18 protein-coding genes are annotated in these 20,810 nt (G+C 70.1%); 10 read left to right on the forward strand and 8 right to left on the reverse strand.

The annotated features are described in order from the left end of the window. Positions 1–285: 285 nt before the first annotated feature. Genes FOH10_RS11880 through FOH10_RS11890 form a run of 3 tightly spaced genes read left to right on the forward strand, consistent with a single transcriptional unit; the run spans position 286 to position 6,343 of the window. Entirely contained in the window at positions 286–3,552 is a 3,267-nt protein-coding gene (locus FOH10_RS11880) for a UvrD-helicase domain-containing protein (RefSeq protein WP_143984033.1), read from the forward strand. 34 nt (positions 3,553–3,586) lie between these two features. Next, a complete protein-coding gene (gene recD / locus FOH10_RS11885) occupies positions 3,587–5,464 on the forward strand; it encodes an exodeoxyribonuclease V subunit alpha (RefSeq protein WP_143980747.1) in 1,878 nt (625 codons plus the stop codon). Between the two features lie 36 nt (positions 5,465–5,500). After that, positions 5,501–6,343 carry an alpha/beta fold hydrolase gene (locus FOH10_RS11890; protein ID WP_143980748.1) on the forward strand — a complete coding sequence of 281 codons (843 nt, stop codon included), beginning with the start codon at positions 5,501–5,503 and terminating at the stop codon, positions 6,341–6,343. Positions 6,344–6,447: 104 nt separating this feature from the next. Here FOH10_RS11890 and FOH10_RS11895 read toward each other — a convergent pair whose 3' ends face one another. Continuing rightward, complete coding sequence (locus tag FOH10_RS11895; protein WP_244961906.1) at positions 6,448–7,863, reverse strand: MFS transporter; 1,416 nt, start codon at positions 7,861–7,863, stop codon at positions 6,448–6,450. Positions 7,864–7,955: 92 nt separating this feature from the next. On the opposite strand from FOH10_RS11895, the gene FOH10_RS11900 reads away from it, so the two are divergent. Both FOH10_RS11900 and FOH10_RS11905 read left to right on the forward strand, forming a co-directional pair. Beyond that, complete coding sequence (locus FOH10_RS11900) at positions 7,956–8,666, forward strand: TetR/AcrR family transcriptional regulator (protein ID WP_143980750.1); 711 nt, start codon at positions 7,956–7,958, stop codon at positions 8,664–8,666. Positions 8,667–8,700: 34 nt separating this feature from the next. After that, entirely contained in the window at positions 8,701–10,185 is a 1,485-nt protein-coding gene (locus FOH10_RS11905) for a flavin-containing monooxygenase (protein WP_143980751.1), read from the forward strand. On the opposite strand, the gene FOH10_RS11910 is transcribed toward FOH10_RS11905, so the two are convergent. Continuing rightward, positions 10,182–10,862: a TetR/AcrR family transcriptional regulator gene (locus tag FOH10_RS11910; RefSeq protein WP_143980752.1), complete on the reverse strand. Its 681-nt coding sequence runs from the start codon at positions 10,860–10,862 to the stop codon at positions 10,182–10,184. The genes FOH10_RS11905 and FOH10_RS11910 overlap by 4 nt on opposite strands. A 130-nt stretch (positions 10,863–10,992) precedes the next feature. On the opposite strand from FOH10_RS11910, the gene FOH10_RS11915 reads away from it, so the two are divergent. Next, the gene (locus tag FOH10_RS11915; protein WP_143980753.1) at positions 10,993–12,564 is read left to right on the forward strand and encodes a succinic semialdehyde dehydrogenase; all 1,572 of its coding nucleotides are present in this window, start codon (positions 10,993–10,995) and stop codon (positions 12,562–12,564) included. A gap of 31 nt (positions 12,565–12,595) precedes the next feature. Further along, positions 12,596–13,423, forward strand: a complete 828-nt coding sequence (locus FOH10_RS11920) for an SDR family NAD(P)-dependent oxidoreductase (RefSeq protein WP_143980754.1) — start codon at positions 12,596–12,598, stop codon at positions 13,421–13,423. 103 nt (positions 13,424–13,526) lie between these two features. On the opposite strand, the gene FOH10_RS11925 is transcribed toward FOH10_RS11920, so the two are convergent. Continuing rightward, a complete protein-coding gene (locus FOH10_RS11925; RefSeq protein WP_143980755.1) occupies positions 13,527–14,294 on the reverse strand; it encodes an SDR family NAD(P)-dependent oxidoreductase in 768 nt (255 codons plus the stop codon). 47 nt (positions 14,295–14,341) lie between these two features. On the opposite strand from FOH10_RS11925, the gene FOH10_RS11930 reads away from it, so the two are divergent. Beyond that, positions 14,342–14,725, forward strand: coding sequence for a winged helix-turn-helix transcriptional regulator (locus tag FOH10_RS11930; RefSeq protein ID WP_143980756.1), 384 nt, complete (start codon positions 14,342–14,344; stop codon positions 14,723–14,725). 1 nt (position 14,726) lies between these two features. Here the strand turns inward: FOH10_RS11930 and FOH10_RS11935 are convergent, their stop codons facing one another. Continuing rightward, entirely contained in the window at positions 14,727–15,164 is a 438-nt protein-coding gene (locus FOH10_RS11935) for a hypothetical protein (RefSeq protein ID WP_143980757.1), read from the reverse strand. 150 nt (positions 15,165–15,314) lie between these two features. On the opposite strand from FOH10_RS11935, the gene FOH10_RS11940 reads away from it, so the two are divergent. Beyond that, positions 15,315–15,980 carry a hypothetical protein gene (locus FOH10_RS11940; protein WP_143980758.1) on the forward strand — a complete coding sequence of 222 codons (666 nt, stop codon included), beginning with the start codon at positions 15,315–15,317 and terminating at the stop codon, positions 15,978–15,980. 181 nt (positions 15,981–16,161) lie between these two features. On the opposite strand, the gene FOH10_RS11945 is transcribed toward FOH10_RS11940, so the two are convergent. The 3 genes from FOH10_RS11945 to FOH10_RS11955 all read right to left on the reverse strand — a co-directional run bounded on the left by FOH10_RS11945 (position 16,162) and on the right by FOH10_RS11955 (position 18,854). Next, positions 16,162–16,851 (reverse strand): HAD family hydrolase, encoded by a 690-nt coding sequence (locus tag FOH10_RS11945; RefSeq protein WP_143980759.1) that lies wholly within the window; start codon positions 16,849–16,851, stop codon positions 16,162–16,164. Then, the gene (locus tag FOH10_RS11950) at positions 16,848–17,762 is read right to left on the reverse strand and encodes a methyltransferase (protein WP_143980760.1); all 915 of its coding nucleotides are present in this window, start codon (positions 17,760–17,762) and stop codon (positions 16,848–16,850) included. The genes FOH10_RS11945 and FOH10_RS11950 overlap by 4 nt, the downstream gene beginning before the upstream one ends. Positions 17,763–18,026: 264 nt before the next feature. Next, positions 18,027–18,854, reverse strand: coding sequence for a YdcF family protein (locus tag FOH10_RS11955; RefSeq protein ID WP_244961907.1), 828 nt, complete (start codon positions 18,852–18,854; stop codon positions 18,027–18,029). 229 nt (positions 18,855–19,083) lie between these two features. On the opposite strand from FOH10_RS11955, the gene FOH10_RS11960 reads away from it, so the two are divergent. Continuing rightward, positions 19,084–19,932 (forward strand): bifunctional 5,10-methylenetetrahydrofolate dehydrogenase/5,10-methenyltetrahydrofolate cyclohydrolase, encoded by an 849-nt coding sequence (locus FOH10_RS11960; protein ID WP_143980761.1) that lies wholly within the window; start codon positions 19,084–19,086, stop codon positions 19,930–19,932. A 69-nt stretch (positions 19,933–20,001) separates the two neighbouring features. Here FOH10_RS11960 and FOH10_RS11965 read toward each other — a convergent pair whose 3' ends face one another. Continuing rightward, entirely contained in the window at positions 20,002–20,751 is a 750-nt protein-coding gene (locus tag FOH10_RS11965) for a L,D-transpeptidase (protein WP_143980762.1), read from the reverse strand. Positions 20,752–20,810 lie beyond the last annotated feature (59 nt).

Here is a 20,810-nt window from a genome sequence, read left to right on the forward strand (position 1 = left end):
CAGGCCCGCACCGCGCGATCCGAACCCGCGCCGCCGCGGCACGACGCCGCCCCCGAAACGGGTTTTGCCGCCGAACCTTCGACCGGCGAGCGTACCGAGCAGGGTGCGGACCGCCACGGTGCGCACGATCGGCCGCGACCGGTCGCGGACGTCGGGCGAGACGCATCAGAGCTCGCCCCGGAGCGGGGATCCGGGGACGAGACGACGGGGAACGGTGGTGCGCCGGGGCCGCAGGGGCGGGCCGAGTCGCGGTTCGATCTGCTGGGGCCGCTGCCCGCCGGGACCATGGTGCTGGAGGCCAGTGCGGGGACCGGGAAGACGTACGCCATCGTGGGGTTGGCGGTGCGGTATGTGGCCGAGGCGGGGGTGGATATCTCGCAGCTGCTGCTGGTGACGTTCAGCCGGGCGGCCACCCAGGAACTGCGGGAGCGGACGCGGAACCGGTTCGTGGAGGTGGCGACCGAGCTGGCCGATCCGGAGGCGGCCCGAGAGTCCCGGGATGAGCTGGTTTCCCTGCTGGCGCAAGCGGCTTCGGCGGAGGTGGCGCTGCGGCGGGAGCGGCTGCTGGCGGCGCTGTCGGATTTCGACGCCGGGTCGATCGCCACCACGCACAGCTTCTGCCAGCGCATGCTGGACGAGCTGGGGTTGGCGGGGGAGCGGGATCCGGGGGCCCGGCTGGTGGAGAGCATCGAGGATGTCGTCGCCACCGTGGCCGACGATCTGTACGTGAGCCGGTACGCGCGCGACGGTGCGCCGTTCAGCCCGTCGGAGGCGCACGAGCTGGCGGTGTCCGCGGTGGGGGATCGGCAGTCGATGCTGGTGCCGCAGGCCGAGTACGACGGCGATCCGGCGGCCGAGCGGGTGGCCTTCGCCGAGGCGGTGCGCGCGGAAGTGGCACGCCGCAAACAGCTTTCGGGCATCCGCGACTTCGACGACCTGCTGGTGCTGCTGCACCGGGTGCTGGCCGACACCGAGCACGGCGAGCGCGCCTGCCGCCGCATCCGGGACCGGTTCCGGGTGGCGCTGGTGGACGAATTCCAGGACACCGACCCGCTGCAGTGGGACATCCTGCGCCGCGCCTTCCACGGCCACGCCACCCTCGTCCTGGTCGGCGACCCCAAGCAGGCCATCTACGCCTTCCGGGGCGCGGAGGTGCTCAGCTATCTGACCGCCGTCTCCGTCGCCGACAGCCGCCGCGAACTCACCGTCAACTGGCGCAGCGACGCGGGCCTGCTCCAGGCCCTCGCGCACGTGCAGAGCGGAGCGGCCCTGGGACATCAGGAGATTCGCGTCCACCCGGTCGCCGCCACCCGCCCGTGGACCCGGCTGTCCGGCCCGGCCGAAGCCATCACCCCGCTGCGGCTGCGCTGTTTCCCACGCAGCGGTGCCGGACCGCTCAACAAGTCCGGCTTCCCCACCGTGGGCCGCCAGCGCGAACGCGTCGCCACCGATGTGGCCGCCGATATCGTGCGCCTGCTCGAATCCGGGGTCACCACGTCCGCGGGCGAGCGCCCGGTGGACGCGGGCGATATCGCCGTGCTGGTGCGCACCCACACCCAGCTGAACCTGGTGCGCGCCGCCCTGGAGAAGGCCGGGGTGCCCTCCGTACTCACCGGCGGGGCCAGCGTTTTCGGCACCGAATCGGCCATGGACTGGCTGTGGGTGCTGCGCGCCCTGGAGCAGCCGCACCGCGCCGACCGCGTCCGCCTGGCCGCGGGCACCGCCCTGTTCGGCCTGTCCGCCGTCGAGATCGACAGCGGCGGAGCCGATCTCGTCGGCCAGCTGAGCGCTCTGCTGCGCGACTCCGCCCGCCTGTTCACCCGCGCCGGATTCGCCGCTGTCTTCGAAAAGCTCTCCGCCGAAAGGGAACTCGCACCGCGCCTGCTCGCCCTCGACGGCGGGGAACGGCAACTCACCGACCTGCGGCAGCTCGCCCAGCTGCTGGACGAGGCGGCGCTGCGCGAATCCCTCGGTCTCACCGCACTGGCCCGCTGGCTCGCCGACCGGGTGCGCGATCCGGCGTCGGGTGCGGTCACCGGCCGCAGTCGCCGCCTGGACCGCGACGCCCGTTCGGTGCAGATCGCCACCGTGCACGCCAGCAAGGGCCTCGAATTCCCGGTCGTCTACCTGCCTTTCGCGTGGGACTCGATGATGCTGCCCAAGAACGCGGCCCTGCTGTTCCACGACGAGCGGGACCGCCGCGTGCTCGATGTCGGCGGTCCCGACGCTCCCGGCCACGCTCAGCGCAAGCGGTGCGCCGAGGCCGAGGCGGCGGGGGAGGAGCTGCGGCTGCTGTACGTGGCGCTCACCCGCGCCGGCGCGCAGGTGGTGGCCTGGTGGGCGCCCAGCTACAACACCGCCACCGGCCCGCTGCACCGCATGCTGTTCGGCCGCGAACCCGGCGGCGACGAGGTCGCCGACAAGGTGGCGGTGCCCGCCGATCACGTTGCCCTGGAACGGATCACCACCTGGGCCGCCACCGCCGGAGACGGCGTGATCACGGTGGAACCGGTGGACCGGGCGCGGTCGGCCCGACTGGCGGCCGCCACCACCGACGGCGCGGTCGGTGAACTCGCCGCCGCCCGCTTCGACCGGGTACTCGACCACGACTGGCGGCGCACGTCCTATTCGGCGCTCACCGCCGGAGCCCACGACCACGCACCCACCACCGACACCCCGGACGGGCGCGGCATCGCCGACGAACCCGACGCGCCGAGCGTGCTCGCCGACGGCGCGGCCCCCGTGGCGGCGGCCGCGCCCTCACTCATGAACGATCTGCCCTACGGTGCCGAATTCGGCACCCTCGTGCACGAGGTGCTGGAGTACGTCGACACCGACGCCCCCGACCTCGCCGCCGAGATCCGCGACCGCACCGCGCACGCCGTGGCCGAGCAGATGTTCGACGCCGACCCCGAGGTGCTGTCGCGGGCACTGCTGGCGGTCATGCGCACCCCGATCGGCTTCGGCTGCCTCGCCGACATCCCCACCCGCGACCGGCTCAGCGAACTCGATTTCGAACTGCCCCTCGCCGGGGGCGACACGCCCGCCCGCGAGCGGGTGACCGTGCCCCATATCGCCACCCTGCTGCGCCGACATCTCCCGCCCGGCGATCCGCTGGCCGACTACGCCGACCAGCTCGCCGATCTGGACGACACCCCGCTGCGCGGCTACCTCACCGGCAGTATCGACGCCGTGCTGCGCATTCCGGGCCCGCGTTTCGTGGTGGTCGACTACAAGACCAACCGTCTCGGCACCGGCGACCTCACCGTCGCCCACTACACCCACGAACATATGGCCGCCGAGATGATGCGCTCCCACTACCCGCTCCAGGCGATCCTGTATTCGGTTGCCCTGCACCGCTATCTGCGCTGGCGGCTGCCCGACTACGCCCCGGAGCGCCACCTCGGCGGCATCCGCTACCTGTTCGTGCGCGGCATGATCGGCCCCGACACCCCGGACGGTGCGGGCGTTTTCGACTGGGAACCGCCCGCCGCGCTGGTGGTCGAACTGTCCGGCCTGCTGGCGGGCGAGACGGGCGGAGGACGGGCATGACGGTCGGGCCGAGGCGAAGGGTGGTGACCGGGCGATGACGTCGATCGCGGTGGCGCAGCGCGGCACCGGGCCGCTGCGCACCTTCAACGAGGCGGGTGTGCTGTCCGCCGCCGATGTGCATGTCGCCGTGCGGCTGGGGCGGCTGGGCCGGGAGGATTCACCCCTCGTCCTGTTCGCGACCGCGCTGGCGGTGCGTGCCGTGCGCTCCGGCTCGGTCTGTCTGGAGCTGCGGCGCATGCACGAGATCGGTGTGGACGCCGAGGGGACCGAGGAGTCGGCCATCGACCCCGCCACCCTGCCCTGGCCCGATGTGGACGCCGTCATCGCGGCGCTGCGGGTGAGCCCGCTGGTGTGCGGCAGCCCGGCCGGACCGCTCACCCCGCTGCGCCTGGTCGACACGCCCGCCGGACCGCTGCTCTACCTGAGCCGCTACTACCAGCAGGAACAGACCATCCGCCGGGTGCTCACCGAACGCGCCGCCACCCATCCGATGGTGGACGCGGAACTGGTTCGGCGCGAACTGGATCGGCTCTTCCCCGATCAGACCGGGCCGGGGGAGCCGCCCGACCGGCAGCGGCTGGCCGCCGCGCTGGCCGCCACCCAGTGGACCACCGTGGTCGCCGGTGGCCCCGGCACCGGCAAGACCCACACCATCGCGCGGGTGCTGGCGCTGCTGGTGGCGCATCAGCTGGCCGCCCCGGGCGCGCCCGCGCTGCGCATCGCCCTGGCCGCGCCGACCGGCAAGGCCGCCGCCCGCCTCCAGGAGTCGGTGCGGGAGCAGGCCGGGGATATCGGCCTGCCGGAACTCACCGCCGCCACCCTGCACCGCCTGCTGGGCTGGCAGCGCGGCGGCGCGTCCCGCTTCCGGCACAACGAATTCAACCGCCTGCCCTATGACGTGATCGTGGTGGACGAGACCTCCATGGTGTCGCTGACCATGATGAGCCACCTGCTGCCCGCCGTCCGCCCGGACGCCCGCCTCGTGCTGGTCGGCGATCCGGACCAGCTGGCCTCGGTGGACGCGGGCGCGGTGCTGGCCGACCTGGTCGCCGGACCCGTACCGGGACAGGCGAATCCGGCGCTGGACCGAATCCTCGGCGCGGACCTGTCCGCCACCGCCGCCCACCCGGCCGCGCTGTCCGGGCGGGAACGGGAACGCCTGCGCGGCGGCATCGTCCGGCTCACCCGGGGCCGCCGCTTCGGCGGGCGCATCGCCGAACTGGCGGTGGCCGTACGCGCGGGTGACGCGGACGCCGCTCTCGCGCTGCTGGCCGACGGCGGCCACGAACTGTCCCTGCACGCCCCCGAGGACGTCACCAAGGTGCGCGAGGACCTGCTGCGCGCCTCCGGCGACGCCACCGACGCCGCCCTGCGCGGTGATGCCGCCGCCGCGCTCACCGCCCTGGAATCGCATCGGCTGCTGTGCGCGCACCGGCAGGGCCCCTACGGCGTGGAGCGCTGGGACCGGCTCGCCGCCAGCTGGGTCACCGCCGCCGGTATCGCCTCCGATCCCGGTGCGGGACAGTGGTATCCGGGTCAGCCGCTGCTGGTCACCGCCAACGACCACGAGGCCCGCATCTACAACGGCGACACCGGCGTGATCGTGCGCGCGCCCGACGGCACGCTGCGCGCCGCCCTGCAGCGCGGCACCGAACCGTATCTGGTGCACCCCACCCAGTTCCCCGGCGTTACCACCGTGTACGCCATGACGATCCACCGCAGCCAGGGCAGCCAGTACGACACCGTCTCGGTGGTGCTGCCCGGGCCCGAATCCACGCTGCTCACCAGGGAATTGCTGTACACGGCCATCACTCGTGCGCGCAAGCGGGTCCGGATCATCGGCACCGAGGAGTCCATTCGCTCCGGAATCGACCGCCGGGTGCTGCGCGCGAGCGGACTGCGCGTGAACTAGACCGCTGATTCGTCCGTTTGGAGCAGACTGGGGGATATGGGAATGCCTGCCGAATTCGAGGGAACCAGCGAGACGATCATCGCCGCCGACGGCACGCCGATCGCCTTTCACACCACCGGGCACGGCCCGGGGGTGATCGTGATTCCGGGGGCGCTGTCGGTGGCCGCGGGTTTCGCCCGCTTCGCCCGTACCCTGGGGGAGCGATTCACGGTCCACATCATGGAGCGGCGCGGCCGCGGCGACAGCGGGCCGCAGGGGGAGGACTACAGCATCGACACCGAACTCGAGGATCTGCGCGCACTGCGCGACAAGACCGGCGCGACCCTGCTGGTCGGGCACAGCTACGGCGGGCTCATCGCCCTGGAGGCGGCGCGGGATCCGGAGATCCGGAAGGTCGCGATATACGAACCCGGTGTCTCCGTCAACGGTTCGATGCCCTCGAACTGGATCCCGTCCTATGAGAAGTATCTGCGGCAGGACAAGCCCTGGAAGGCGTTCGTGCAGTACCTGCGTGCGGTCGGTCCGGAGGGCATCCGCCGCGTGCCGAAGTGGATGCTGGAGCGCGCCATGCCGTTGGCCATGAAAGCGCCTGAGCGCGACATCATCTCGAGTCTGCTGTGGGAGAACCTGCGCGAGCACCGCGAGGTCATCCGCCTGGACGACACCTATCCGCACTATCGCGACATCACGGCGGAGGTGCTGCTCATGGACGGCGACCGCGACCGGCTCGCCCGCGACGACGCCGACCGCGACCGGCTGGCCGAGGTCATCCCGCACTGCGTCCGCTACACCTTCCGGGGCCTCGACCACTTCGGCATCGACAAGAACGATCCGGCCCTGGTGGCCGCCACCGTCGCCGAATTCCTCGATACGCCATAGGAATCCGGTGCCGGCGGCGACGCGCTGCGGGTTCCGCCGCCGGTGAGCCGCGGACTATCGCACGTCGCCGCTGCCGCGACTTCGTACGCCGGTGCCGCCGCGGACTATGGCGCGGGCGCGGCAGCGGGCGCGGGCTGCCGGGCCGGTGCGCGCAGGATGAGCGCGGCGGCCACGGCCCCGACCGCGAGCAGTGCCGCCGCCAGCCGCAGCGCGGTGGTGTACCCGTCGGCGAGCACGTCGGGCGCGCCGCTGTCACCGATGACGGTCGCGGCCGTGGTGGCCAGCACCGCCAGCCCCAATGAGCCGCCGAGTTGCCGTGCGCTGTTGAGGATTCCGGAGGCCAGCCCCGACTGCTCGGCGGGCACGCCGCTGACGGCCGCGACTCCCATCGCCACCGTGGCCGCGCCCACCCCGATGCTCGCCACCATCGACGGACCCAGCACGGCGACCAGGAAATGCGATGTGGGAGTGGCGAATCCGAACCACAGCAGACCCGCTGCCCCCAGCAGCCCGCCGATCAGCAGCACCGGGCGCGGACCGTATTTCGGCGCGGTGAGCATGGCGACCCGCAGGCCGATGCCCACGCCGAGGCAGAACGGCACGAAGGCCAGCCCGGTCGCCACCGGCGAGTAGCCCAGCACCCGCTGCATGAGCAGGGAGACGAAGTAGAAGCTCGCGAACTGCGCCGAGGCCAGCATGAACCCGAAGACGGTGGCCCCGACGAGGGAGCGGCGGCGCAGGAAGCCCAGCGGCACCAGGGGATCGGCGGTACGCGCCTCCACCAGTGCGAAGGCGACCAGGGCGAGCGCTCCGGCCGCCGCCCAGCCGAGGGTGCGCGCCGAGGTCCAGCCGTGCTCCTCGGTCGAGATCACCGCCACCACCAGCGCGGTCACGCCCGCGGTGACCAGTGCCGCGCCCGGCAGGTCCAGACCCGCGCGCCGCGTCACGTCCCGGTGGGCGACGGCGCGCAGCACCGCGGCCGCGGCCAGTACCGCGAAGAGCACGTTCACCCACATGACCGCCCGCCAGCCGACGTACTCGGTGAGCAACCCGCTCAGCACCACACCGGCGGCGCCGCCCGCCGCGCCCGCGCCGCCCCAGACCGCCATGGCCTTGGAACGCGCCGGGCCCTCGGCGAATTCGGAGGTGACCAGGGCCAGTGACATCGGCGCGAGCACCGCCGCGGCCACGCCCTGGACGGCGCGGGCGGTGAGCAGTTCCCACGCGTGCTGGGCGAGCCCGCCCCAGGCGCTGGCGAGTGCGAAGACCGCCAGGCTGCCCAGCAGCAGGGTGCGGCGGCTCACCAGATCGGCCAGCCGCCCGCCCAACAGCATGAGGCCCGCGAAGGTGAGCAGGTAGGCGTTGATCACCCAACTCAGCCCGGAGCCGCTGAAGTGCAGGTCGGCGTCGATATCCGGGAGCGCCACATTGACGATCGACAGATCCAGGGACACCAGGAACATGACGGTGAAGACGACGGCGAGCGTCCAGCCCACCCGGCCGTCGGGGCGATCGGTCACGGCAACCTCCATAATTAAATAACGCGTGTGTTTAGTATGGTTAGCACAGCCTAACCCCGGTGTCGAGAGGGTGATTTCGCAGAATGGGAGCCATGGCCGACAGTGCGACCACACCCCGGCGGCGCGGCCGACCCGTGCGCGTGAGCAGGGCAGACATCATCGCCGCGACCACGCGGCTGCTGGCCGCGGGCGGTAAGGACGCGTTCAGCATGCGCAAACTCGCCGATGAACTCGGCGTCAGCACCGCCGCCGTCTACCACCACTTCCCGGCGCAGGCGCAGCTGTTCATCGCCGTGCTCAGCGCCCGCGCCGAGGAACTGCCCGCGCCTCGACTGCCGCAAGATCCGCGCGAACGCCTGGTCGCGCTCATCGCCTATCTCATCGACATACTCCAGGAGCTGCCGTGGGTGGCCGAGCTGCTGGTGGGCGGGGAGTCCTTCGGCCGCGCCGCGCTCTGGATCCTGGACGAATTCATCCGCAGCGCACGGGCATTGGGCGCCAGCCCGCAGTACGCCGCCTACATGTACTCCGCACTGTGGCGCTTCGTGCTCGGTGAGCTGCTCATGCGGCGCGCCGACGCCGAGCGCGCGGCCGCGCCGGCGGACGCCCGGCCGCCCCGATGGACCGAGTTCGTGACCCCGGAGGATCTGGCCGAATTCCCGGAGGTGCGCGACATCCTGCCGCAGTGGAGCGCGGTGCGGGAACTGCTGCCCGGCGATACGGCGATCCGGAGGTTCGTGGACGGCCTGCTGGGTGGCATCGATACCCTGGAGTCGGGTGCGCAGGGCACCGACCGGCACTGATGCCGGTTCGGCGGAAGCAGCGAGGACGGGAACGATGAGCGATGCGCCGGAGCACGTCGATGTGCTCATAGTGGGAGCTGGACTGTCCGGAATCGGCGCCGCCTACCATCTGCAACGGGCCTTCCCGACACGGAGCTACCTCATCCTGGAGGCGCGCGCGGCCAGCGGCGGCACCTGGGACCTGTTCCGCTACCCGGGCATTCGCTCCGATTCGGATATGTTCACCCTCGGCTACCGCTTCCGGCCCTGGTTGGGCGACAAGGCCATCGCCGACGGCGACTCGATTCTGGCCTACGTCCGCGAGACCGCCGCGGAGAACGGCATCGACCGGCGTATCCGCTACCGCCACCGGGTGATTCGCGCCGAATGGTCCTCGGTGGACGACCGCTGGACTGTCACCGCCGACCACGACGGCGACACCCGCACCGTGACCGCGAATTTCCTGTTCTGCTGCTCCGGCTACTACCGCTACGACGAGGGCTACACCCCGGAATTCGCGGGCACCGACCGCTTCCCGGGACCGATCGTGCATCCGCAGCACTGGCCCGAGGACCTCGAGGTCGCCGACAAGCGGGTGGTCGTCATCGGATCCGGCGCGACCGCCGTCACCCTCGGCCCGGCGCTGGCCCGGCGGGGCGCGCACGTCACCCTGCTGCAGCGGTCGCCGTCCTACATCCTCTCGCTGCCCGAGCGCGACCCCACCGCGGCGCGGCTGCGGCGCTTCCTGCCCGCGCGCGCCGCCTACGGGCTGACCCGCGCCAAGAACGTCGTCTTCAGCACCGCCATCTACCAACTGTGCCAACGGTATCCGCAGCGCATGCGGGCGTGGATCCGCGGTTGGCAGGAGAAGTGGCTGCCCGCGGGCTACGACATCGACACCCACTTCACCCCGCGCTACAACCCGTGGGATCAGCGGCTGTGCCTGGCGCCCAACGGCGATTTCTTCCGCGCCATCCGCAAGGGGCAGCTGACCATGGTGACCGACACCGTCGACACCTTCACCGAGTCCGGGCTCCGGCTCGGGTCGGGCGCGGACCTCGACGCCGATGTGATCATTACCGCGACGGGATTGAACCTGCTGGTCTTCGGCGGTATGGAGCTGGTGGTGGACGGGCGGCCGATATCCCTGCCCGACACCATGGCCTACAAGGCCATGATGCTCTCCGGCATCCCCAACTTCGCCTACGTGCTGGGCTACACCAACGCCTCCTGGACCCTGAAGGCGGATCTGGTGTGCGAGTACGTGGTTCGGCTGCTGAAGCATATGGACGCGCACGGCTACGCCAAGGCCACCCCGGTCCGCGACCCCGCCGTCGGCACTTCACCCTTTTTGAACTTCGAGCCCGGCTATGTACTGCGCGCCCTGGAGCACCTGCCCAAACAGGGCGACCGCGCACCGTGGAAGCTGACCATGAACTATCTGCGCGATCTGCCGAAACTGCGCTACGGCCGGATCACCGACGACGCCATGGTCTTCGAGCGCGCCCACCGCGACGCACCGGCGCGCGCCGCGGGCTAGGCCGGATCGAAGATGCCGGGGACGGTGAGGGCGTACTCCACGTCCTCGCGGCGTCCCAGCGTCACCAGTACCCCGCGGATCATGGTGAGCCGCGCCTCCGCGATGGCCTCCGGGGTCGGTTCACCGTGCGGGGCGGTGGCCGAGATCCGGTAGACCACGAATTCGCAGATCTGCAGCGCCGTATCGAGATTCAGGTCGCTGGGGGCGGGGCGGCCGATCTCGGCGAATTTGGCGCGCACCAGGGCACGGATGTCGTTCAGCGCGCTCTCGCGATAGGACGAGACCGGTGACCCGGGATCGTGTAGTTCGGCGAACAGCGGGGCCAGCATGGTGCCGTGGCCGTCGGCCCAGTACAGGTACGCCTCGATCATATTGATGCCCAGCTGCACCGGCTCCGCGCTGCGTTCCAGCGCCGCGCGCACGCCGCCGACCAGATCGTCGTTGGAGATGCTGAGCAGCGCGTGCAGCGGTTCGGTGGCATTGGCGAAGTAGCGGTAGAAGGTGGGCCGCGCCAATCCGGCCTTCTCGATGATGCGGGCGACATTGAGTCCGCGCGAACCGTGTTCGGCGAACACCTCGGAGGTGGCCAGCACGATGCGGGCGCGCACCTGATCGGCCTGCTCGGCTGTTTGCGGCGGCCGTCCCCGTCGAGGAGCGGCCGTGGCGGACTGGGTCATTTCACAAACCCCCGCGGAGCGCTTGACATGAGGTGCGTCACGTCTATTAATCTAACATCAGTGTTCACGTAACACTGGTGTTCAGCAAATAGCGGGTGCGCCCGCGATCCACCCACCGAGAGGGCGACCAATGACGACTGCCCCGCAGCTCGCCGCCGCCGATGCGCTTCCCTTCGACCTCGTGCAGCGCCTGCTGACCCATGCGCGCGCGGCCGGCAGGCCGTCCGTGGAGGTCTTCGCACCCGCCACCGGCGCCAAGATCGTCGATCTGCCGCAGTCCGCCACCGCCGATATCGACGCCGCCTTCGCCACCGCCCGCGAGGCGCAGCGGGAATGGGCACGCACCCCGATCGCCGACCGCGTGGCCGTGCTGCGCCGCATCCACGACCTGGTGCTCGCCGAACAGGACGTGATCCTCGATATCGTGCAGACCGAGACCGGCAAGTCCCGGGTGCACGCCTTCGACGAGGTCAGCGATGTGGCCGTGAACGCGCGCTACTACGCCGCCGAGGCCAAGAAGCTGCTCGCCCGCCGCACCCCGCGCGGCGTCATGCCGGTGCTCACCCAGGTGGAGGTGCTGAACCGGCCCAAGGGCGTGGTCGCGGTCATCTCGCCGTGGAACTACCCGCTCGCCCTGGCCGCCTCCGACGCCCTGCCCGCCCTGGTCGCCGGCAATGCCGTCATCGCGCGGCCGGACAATCAGACCGCGCTCACCGCACTGTGGGCCATCGATATCGCCGAGCGCGCCGGACTGCCCAAGGGGTTGTGGCAGGCGGTGCTGGGCCGCGGCCGCGAGATCGGCGGCCAAGTCATCGAGCGCGCCGACTATGTCGACTACACCGGATCCAGCGCCACCGGGCGCACCATCGCCCAGCAGGCGGGGGAGCGGCTCATCGGTTACTCCCTGGAGCTGGGCGGCAAGAATCCGCTGCTGGTGCTGGACGACGCGGATGTCTCCGCCGCCGCCAAGATCGCGGTGCGGGCCTGCTTCGCCTCGGCCGGACAGCTGTGTGAATCCATCGAGCGCATCTACGTGCACGACAGCGTCTACGACCGGTTCGTCACCGAATTCGCCGAGAACACCCGCACACTCACCCTCGGCAAGGAGCGCGACTTCTCCTACGAGATCGGTTCGCTCACCTTCCAGCGCCAGATCGACACCGTCGCAGCGCATGTCGACGACGCGGTGGCCAAGGGCGCGACCGTGCGCGCGGGCGGGCGGGCGCGTCCGGATCTGGGTCCGTACTTCTACGAGCCCACCATCCTCGAAGGGGTGCGCGAGGGGATGACCGTCTACCGCGAGGAGACCTTCGGGCCGGTCGTCTCCGTCTACCGCGTCGGCAGCGACGACGAGGCGGTGCATCAGGCGAACGACACCGCCTACGGGCTCAATGCCAGTGTGTGGAGCCGGGATACCGATCGCGGACGTGCCGTGGCGGCGCGCATCCACGCCGGATCGGTGAATGTGAACGAGGGCTTCATCGCCGCCTGGGGATCGGTGGCCGCGCCCTCGGGCGGACTGGGCATCTCCGGGACCGGGCGGCGGCACGGACCGGAAGGTCTGCTGAAATACGTCGACACCCAGACCATCGCGGTGCAGCGCGTCCTGCCGATCGCACCGCTGCCCGGTATGTCGGAGAAGCTCTGGGCCAAGACCATGACGCTGTTCCTCACCACCATGAAGGCATTGCGGCAGAAGTAATCTGCCACTCGAGACAGGGGTACACACGGGTATGAAGGACGTAGCGGGCAAGAAGGTGCTGATCACCGGGGCCGCGATGGGACTGGGCAAGTCGTTCGCGGTCCGGGCGGTCCGGGAGCGCGCCGCCGACGTGGTGCTGTGGGACATCAACGAGGAGACGCTCAAGGAGACCGTCGCCGAACTGAGCGCCCTCGGCAGCAGCCGCATCCACCACTACGTGGTCGACGTCTCCGAACAGCAGGCCATCCGGGATGCGGGCACGTCGGTGCGCACCGAGGTCGGCGATATCGACGTGCTGGTCAACAACGCGGGCATCGTGCGCGGCAACGGCTACTTCTGGGAGACCGAGAACCGCGGCGACATCGACAAGACCATGGCGATCAATTCGCTCGCCCCCATGTACGTGACCCTCGAGTTCCTACCCGCCATGGTGGCGAACAAGGGATCGCAGGCGCGGGTCATGACCATCGCCTCCTCGGCCGGACTGGTCTCCAATCCGCGCATGAGCGTGTACGCGGCCTCCAAATGGGCGGCGCTGGGCTGGTCGGATTCGGTGCGACTGGAACTGGAGCAGTCCGGCAACGAGCACGTGAAGGTCACCACCGTCTGCCCGACCTACATCAATACCGGCATGTTCGACGGGGCCAAGGGTTTCTGGTTCACCCCCATCCTCGAGCAGGAGAAGGTGGTCGACACCTCCTGGACGGAGATGAAGAAGGGCTCGGCGCTGGTGGTCATGCCGTGGACCTCGCGGCTGAACCGCGCCATCACCGGCCTGCTCCCGCTGAAGGTGCGCGACTTCTACCTCAATACGGTCGGCGTGTACCACTCCATGGACGAATTCCGCGGGCGGAAGTAGAGTTTCGCGTCGGGGCGAAGGGGCGCGCAGCGGCTGCGACCGCCCCTATCGTGCCGGATCGCCTGAGGCTCGCTCAGGGCCACACGGGCCTGTCCACCGCGGCTCAGCAGAGCAAGGACTCGGTGTAATCCCGCAGCTTCCTGGCTTCGACCGGATCGAGGGTGGAAAGCCCCAGATCTAGAACCGTGCCCCGGTCCACTGCGGTGAGCGGTGCCGATGGCGGCCGATCCACCCACTCGACGATTGGCGCGACCGCCTCCTCGATCGGCCGGGCCGCGACGGCCGCGAGCGCCTTCAGCAGCCCGCGGACCACGGGGTTCGGATGCCCGTCGAGGCCGCTGCGGGTGAAGCCGGGGTGGTAGAGCACGTACCGAGCCCTGCCGTCGTAGGCGACACCGAGGAGATCATTGGCCCGACCGGCCTGCAGTTGAGCGGTGATGAGCCCGTAATTGCCGCGGAGTTGCGGGTCGGCCCAGTGGATCCGGCCCTTGGTCGTCCCTACGCCGGCCACGTTGACGATCGTCGACGCGGCGTCCATCAGCGGCGCGAGGCGCACGCCGAGCAAGTACCGGCTGAGGTAGTAGAGGGAGAAGGTGTACTCCAGCCCGTCTGTCGTCTCGGTGCGTTCGCGCATGGGCCGATTGGCGAAGAGGGCGAGGGCGTCCACCCGGTCGTGTCGGTCGGCGATCTCCGCAGCGGCCTGCTCGACCTCGCCGATCTCGGACAGGTCCACCGGCAGGAAGTCGATGCCGGCCGGGAGATCGCGCCGATCTCGCCCCAGGACCGTGACCCGATCCCCCCGGGCCGCGCGCGCCACGGCGGTGGCCCGCCCCATGCCGGTCGTACCACCGGCGATGATCACGTTCTTCATGGCACCATCGTGGGAGCGGAGCTCCGATAGCGAAAGAAGGCAGTTCGATGTCCGGTACGCACACCGGTGTGCCCTCCGTGCTGGCGCACGAGCTGCCCCGCCCGGTGCCGCAGGTGGAGGTGGACGCCTGTCCGGTGACCGAGGTTTTCCGGCGGCTCGGTGACCGCTGGAGCATGTTGGTCATCGTCCTGTTGGGTGGCCGCGCCCACCGCTACAACGAGCTGCACCGCGCGATAGAAGGCATCAGCCAGCGCATGCTGACCCGGGTCCTGCGCACGCTGGAGTCCGAGGGCCTGGTACACCGCAAGGTATACCCCACAGTGCCGCCGAGCGTGGAATACAGCCTGACCGAACTGGGCACCTCACTCTTACCCCCGATCTCCGCGCTGGCGGACTGGGCGGTAGCGAACGCGGACAAGCTCGGCCGCTGAATCACGGCCCATCACAGCGGCAGTGGAGTGCGTTCAGTGCGATGCGGCGACACGCCCTGTAGCCGATGCACTTGCGTGGAGGAAGAGTGCCACCGCCGATAATCGTGCGGTGTCCTATTACGGCATCCACGGGTACCAGCACGCCGTCGATGACGCAGGTGCGGTAGCAGCCCGCCACGACGGCCAGGTGACGGGCAACGGTGGCGGGTTTGAAGCGTCGGATTTCCTGCATCCACCGCATGTAGCGTTCGACCTCCGTGCGGGCGACGGTGAGCGGGGTGAGTTGGTGGTCGGTACACCAGTAGAAGTACAGGCGCAGATCGGATTTGGTGTGGATACGGGAGGCTGCCGAGATGCGGGCGATGTAGGCGAGGGCTGCCAGCCGGAGCACGAGGTCGTCACCGGCGAAGGAGACATCGAGTTCGGGTGAGGGAGCCATCCTTCACGATTCCGCAACCCAGGCGAACCGCCCGAGCAGTCGCGCGGGTCGCGGCGGATGAGTGCGTTCGCCGCCGTGTGCGGTAGGCCGAGCGCACCGACGTCTACCGCAGAAGCGCACTGGCTTGTTCCACCGGATAAGCTCGCCGGGGTGATCCTGCGTTCCGTCGAAGGCATACCCGACGGTCTAACCTCTCGAGCCCGATCGTATGTCGGCACACACGGCGTCAAGGTCGAGGTCCAGTCTGTGGAAGACCACCGGCAATGGTGGCTCGAGCGAGGCCTTCCCGCCGGGTTGATCGACCGCATGACGGCCTACCAGCAGAAGTGGGGCGGCCTGCATCTACCACCCGCACCGCAGTACGACGGCGGCCCACGCTATTACTATCCGGATTCCCCCGAAACAGATACTGCGGGATGGTGGTTCGAAGCCGGCACGCAACGGACCGCGGTGCCCTTCATGTTCATGATCGGCCCGTCCGGCGAGTTCGGAATCCAAGCCGATCAGTGGGTACCTCTGCATTCGACCATCGAGGGCTGGGTGGAATCACTCGCTCTGGCCCACCACGCATCGACGTGGGCGCGCCAGATCACCAGGCTCATCGGCGATGAACTCGACGGTATCGACTTGGACGGCTACGAACCGGTGCGCGAGGTGATGGGCCTCGCGGATACCTGGTGGCGAGGTCAGGACTCGCTGGTGGCGCTGTACACCGGGGAGGCCGAGGGCCTCGATTTCCCCAGGGCACGTGTCGCGCTGATCTATTCGGGCCTTGACAGGTGGGGGCTTCGCGGCGGCGTCACAGCCGACGAGTAGCCGAGATCATTCCAGGTGCGCCCGGTCGGTGCCCCAATCGGCTGCCCGCCGGAACACCAACACCGCGAACCTTCAAGCCGTCGATGGCACGCCACTCGGCATTATCGTGCGTTCGTCTGGCGCCGAGGCGTGGTCGGTCCGTGATGCTCCTGGCCATGATGGCGTGGGCGTGGGCAGCTTCTCAGAGTGCGGACATCGCAGTCAGCGAGTGGATGACCGTGACGCCGTCCCGCACAGCGGTGCTCGTGGCCGCGCGGTTCAACCAGAAGGCGCGCAGACCGGCGTCGCGTGCGCCGAGGCCGTCCACATCCCAGCGGTCGCCGACGTAGGCGACCTGCTCGGGTGGCAGGCCGAGCAGGTCGCAGCCCGCCAGGAAGATCTCCGGATGCGGTTTGGGCGTGCCGAATTCGGCCGAGCACAGCACGGCCTCGCCGAAATGGGGGAGCAGGCCCACGGTGTGCAGCTTGCCGACCTGGTGTGACCGCGAGGAATTCGACACCACACCCACCGCGATGCGGCCGGTCAGCGCGGACAGCAGCGGTTCGGCATCCGGGAAGGCCGCCCAGGTAGTGTCGCGTAGCGCGACATAGCGGTCGAACCAGGCGCGCGGGTCGTCGGTGGTCGCGCCGATGTGGGCGAGCAGCAGCTCCGACCGCAATTCCTGCTGCCCGCTGAAGGTCAGTTCACCGGCGAGGTAGCGCGGATACTCTCGCTCCTCGAGTTCCTTCCACAGCGCCACGGCGTGCTCGGGGGACTCGAACCGGTCCAGCAGCCCCTCCGCCGCCAGGTGCGCGAGAATTCCGGCGCGCGCGGTGGCCGAATAGTCGACGAGGGTGTCGTCGACATCGAAGAGAATGCCGCGAACAGTCACACGTCCACGCTACCGGCCAGCGAACCGATCACGACGGTCGCGCCCGCTTCCTCGTCCGCGGCCACCCTCGGCGTCAGGCCGTGCGCGGTGAGAATCCCCACCGCCGTCTCGGCCTGCCCGACGCTCGTCTCCACCAGCACATGCCCGCCCGGCGCCAGCCACCCCGGAGCCGCCGCCGCGACCCGCCGGAAGATATCGAGGCCGTCCGCACCGCCGTCGAGGGCCACCGCGGGCTCGTACTCCCGCGCCTCCGGCGGCATCCCCGCAATGGCGGCGGTGGGCACATACGGCGTATTCGCGAGCAGCACATCCACCCGCCCCGCCAGCTCCCGGGGCAGTGCCATGAACAGATCCCCCTGAAACACCCCGGCCCCCAACGCCTCGAGGTTTCGCCGCGCGCACGCCACCGCCGCAGGCTCGATATCGGCCGCCGTCAACGCCACCGAAATACCCTCGGCGGCAAGCTCCGTCGCGAACGCCAGCCCGAGTGCCCCAGATCCGCAACACATATCGATCGCCACGATCCCGGACCGACTGCCCGGGAACGGTTGCGATCCGTGCGAATTCGCGGGCATCGACGCCCGCGCCGTCTGCGCGCCCTGCACCGCCCCTGTGGTCTGTGCGGTCCCGGCGATCCGCGCCCGCGCCAAGCTCACGGCCCGCTCGACCAAGTACCCGGTCCGCTGCCGCGGCACGAAGACCCCCTCCGATACCGCCACCCGCAGCCCTCGGAACTCCACCCATCCCAGCACATATTCCAGCGGCATCCCCGAGACCCGCCGCGCTACCAACGTTTCCAACCGTTCAGGATTCTCCGCGGCCCCGACCAGCAGCCGCGCCTCATCTTCGGCGAATACACACCCCGCCGCCCGCAACCGCGCCACCAACTCGTCGAAACCCACCGCAACCATTCCGCCCATTGTGCCGCCTCGCCGGACCACGCTGCCCCGCCGGGGCGAGTATCTTCACCGGATCGCACTGCGTCGCCGAACTGGGCTGGCCTGCCGCCGACCCGGCGGTAGTGCCGAGTTATGCACAGCGGACTGGGCCACCCTGAGCGTGCTTGGCGTGTGCCCCTGTCCGATCCGCCGCGCCAGCGGCCACGACGCGGAACGCGATGTCCCCGGGTCCGTCCCGGACCCGGGGACATCATCGGCCTATCCGCCCCGCCGTGCCTACCGCTGCGCCGGCAGCAGCAGGGTGCGGGTGGCGTCGAGGTAGATGCCGCGCTGGGCGGCGCGGTTGGGCGGGGGGAGTTGGGAGACGAGCTGTTCCAGGGAGGTGGTGGCCCCGACCACGGGGATACCCGCCACGATGAAGTCGGCGACCGCACGGCGGATGTGGTTGGGGGAGGTCACCACGATGGCGCTGGTCGCGCCCGCGTCACGCAGCATCTTCGAGGCGTGCAGGGCATTGCCGACGGTGGATCCGGCCCGATGCTCGGCCATGATCCGGCTGCCCGGAATGCCGCGATCGAGCAGCCAGCGTTCCATGGCGGCCGCCTCGGTGATCCCGTTGCGCGGATTGCCGCCGGTCACCACGATCGGGGAGAGCGGCGAGGCGATGGCCTGCAACCAGGCCGCCTGCATGCGGTTCACCAGTTCGGGCCGCATCGCGCCGTCGGGCAGCAGGCCGTAGCCGAGCACCACGATGCCGGTCTGCGGTCCCGCGATGGCGGGGATCGGATTGGGCAGGGTGCCCACCGCGGCGGCCACGGCCCGGAAGATGGTCCGCACGCCGTCGGCCAGGCGCGGATTCACGGCGTTCAACCGCAGCAGCGCCGCCTCACGGGTGACGAGGTCACCGGTGTAATCCGACCAGACCGCCTGCAGCGCCAACGCTTCGGCGTCGTCGGGGGCCTCGGCGAGCAGGCGGCGCAGGTCCTCCAGCCCCGCCGCGTCGTCGCCATTGACGAAATTGCTCTGTGCCGAGTTGTAGAGGGGTCCCGGTTCGGCCATGGCCACCGGCGATCCGAAGATGGTGAGCGCGGCCGCGGCGGCCACGACCAGGGAGGGTAAATGCCTTGCTTTCTGCACCGCAACGACACCTTTCCGCGAACGAACGAGGTCTCACACGCACTGCTTGCTGACTATTGGCTCGAAGCCGGATGGGGACACGATACGACTGTCCAGCGCGTCGGTCGGGGATTTGCCACAGCGAAATTCCGGGTTTGGAGCTCCACGCGGAGGGGAACGGGGGCCGGGATGCGGCCGCGCGATAGGCTGTACCCCCGTGGATACGACTTCGCTGACCGGCAAGGAACTCGCCGCCGCCATCAATGCCGACACCAAGCAGCGCGCCGCCGCACTCGCGGGCACCGGTGCCGCACCGCGCCTGGCCCTGGTGGTCTCCAATGACGATCCGGCCAGCGCCTGGTATGTGAAGTCGCTCAACCGCGCCGCCGAACGCAATGGAATCGCCTGCGAGAACATCGAACTGGGGGTAGACGCCAGCGCTGCCGATATTCGCGCGAAGCTGGTGGAACTCTCGGCCGATCCGAGCGTGGACGCCATCATGCTGCAGACCCCGCTGCCCCAGGGCGTCGGCCTCGACGACGTGAGCCCGGCCATCATCGCCGCCAAGGATGTGGACGGCGTCAGCCCGCTGTCACTCGGCCTGCTCGCGACCGGCCTGCCGGGCTTCCCGCCCGCCACGTCCGAGGCCGTGGTGGAACTGGCGAAGCATCACGGCATCGCGCTGTCCGGCAAGCATGTCGCGGTGGTGGGCCGCTCCAATGTGGTGGGCAAGCCGCTCGCTCAACTGCTGCTGGCGGAGAACGCCACCGTCACGGTGTGTCATTCGCGGACCATCGATCTGCCGGGCGTGACCTCGGCCGCCGATGTGGTGGTCGCGGCCGTCGGGCGGGCCGGGCTGATCAAGGCCGAGCATGTGCGCGAGGGGGCCGTGGTCATCGATGTGGGCACCAACGAGGGCGAGGACGGGTCCATCACCGGCGATGTGGACGCCGCGGCCGTCACCGGCAAGGCCGCCGCGCTGAGCCCGGTCCCCGGCGGCGTCGGGCCGGTCACCACCGCGCTGCTCATGCGGCACGTGGTTCAGGCCGCCGAGAACGCCCGCTGACCGCGCGACACCCGGCCCGGAGGTCCGGGCCGGGTGTGACTCCGCGCTGGGTGGCTCGCGGTATCCGACTCACCAGTGCAGATACACCGGGTCGCCCACGCTCACATTCTCGTAGTACCAGGCGGCGTCGGCCGGCGGCAGGTTGATGCAGCCGTGGCTGACGTTCGCGTTGCCCTGCGAATCCACCGACCACGGGGCGGAGTGGACGAAGACGCCGCTCCAGGTGAGGCGCTCGGCGTACTCACCGTCGATCAGATAGCCCTCCGGCGAGTTCAGCGGGATGCCGATGGTGCGGGAATCGAAGACGATGCTCCGGAACTTCTCCAGCACGGGGAAGGTGCCGGTGGGCGTCTCCCAGCCGGGTTTGCCGAAGGAGGCGGGGATGGTGCGCACCGGGACCCCGCCGATACTCACCGTGAAGGTGTGGTTCGACATATTGCCCTCGGCGGTCACCCCGGCATTGGTGTTGAACTCGGTGCGCGCGGTGCCCGCGGACACCGAGATGGGGGTCGATGCCGGCAGGAATCCCTCAGGCGTCCAGGTCAGCTCGCGGTCGCTCTGCCACGAGAAGCTGCCCGCCAGTTCGGTTCCCGCTCGAATGCTCACCGATTGCTCTGCGCGCGTGCGGTTCTCGACCGGCTGTGCGAACTGCACCCGCACGGGTGCGGCGATACCGACCGTTTCCCCCGCGCCCGGTGAAATCGCCTGCACCGCAGGGACAGTGGGCCGGATGATCGCCGCCGCGGCGAGCCCCGACCCGAAGGCGGTCAATGCCGCGACCACGGTCGCGAGGAACAGATAGCGAATCGCGTTCCGCATGTTTCCACCCCTTTCGAGGATGGTGTGCTCTCGGATCACCAGCCTATGGCTTCATGATC

The sequence above is a fragment of the Nocardia otitidiscaviarum genome (genome assembly GCF_007362295.1).
In the GTDB taxonomy this organism is placed as follows: domain Bacteria; phylum Actinomycetota; class Actinomycetes; order Mycobacteriales; family Mycobacteriaceae; genus Nocardia; species Nocardia otitidiscaviarum.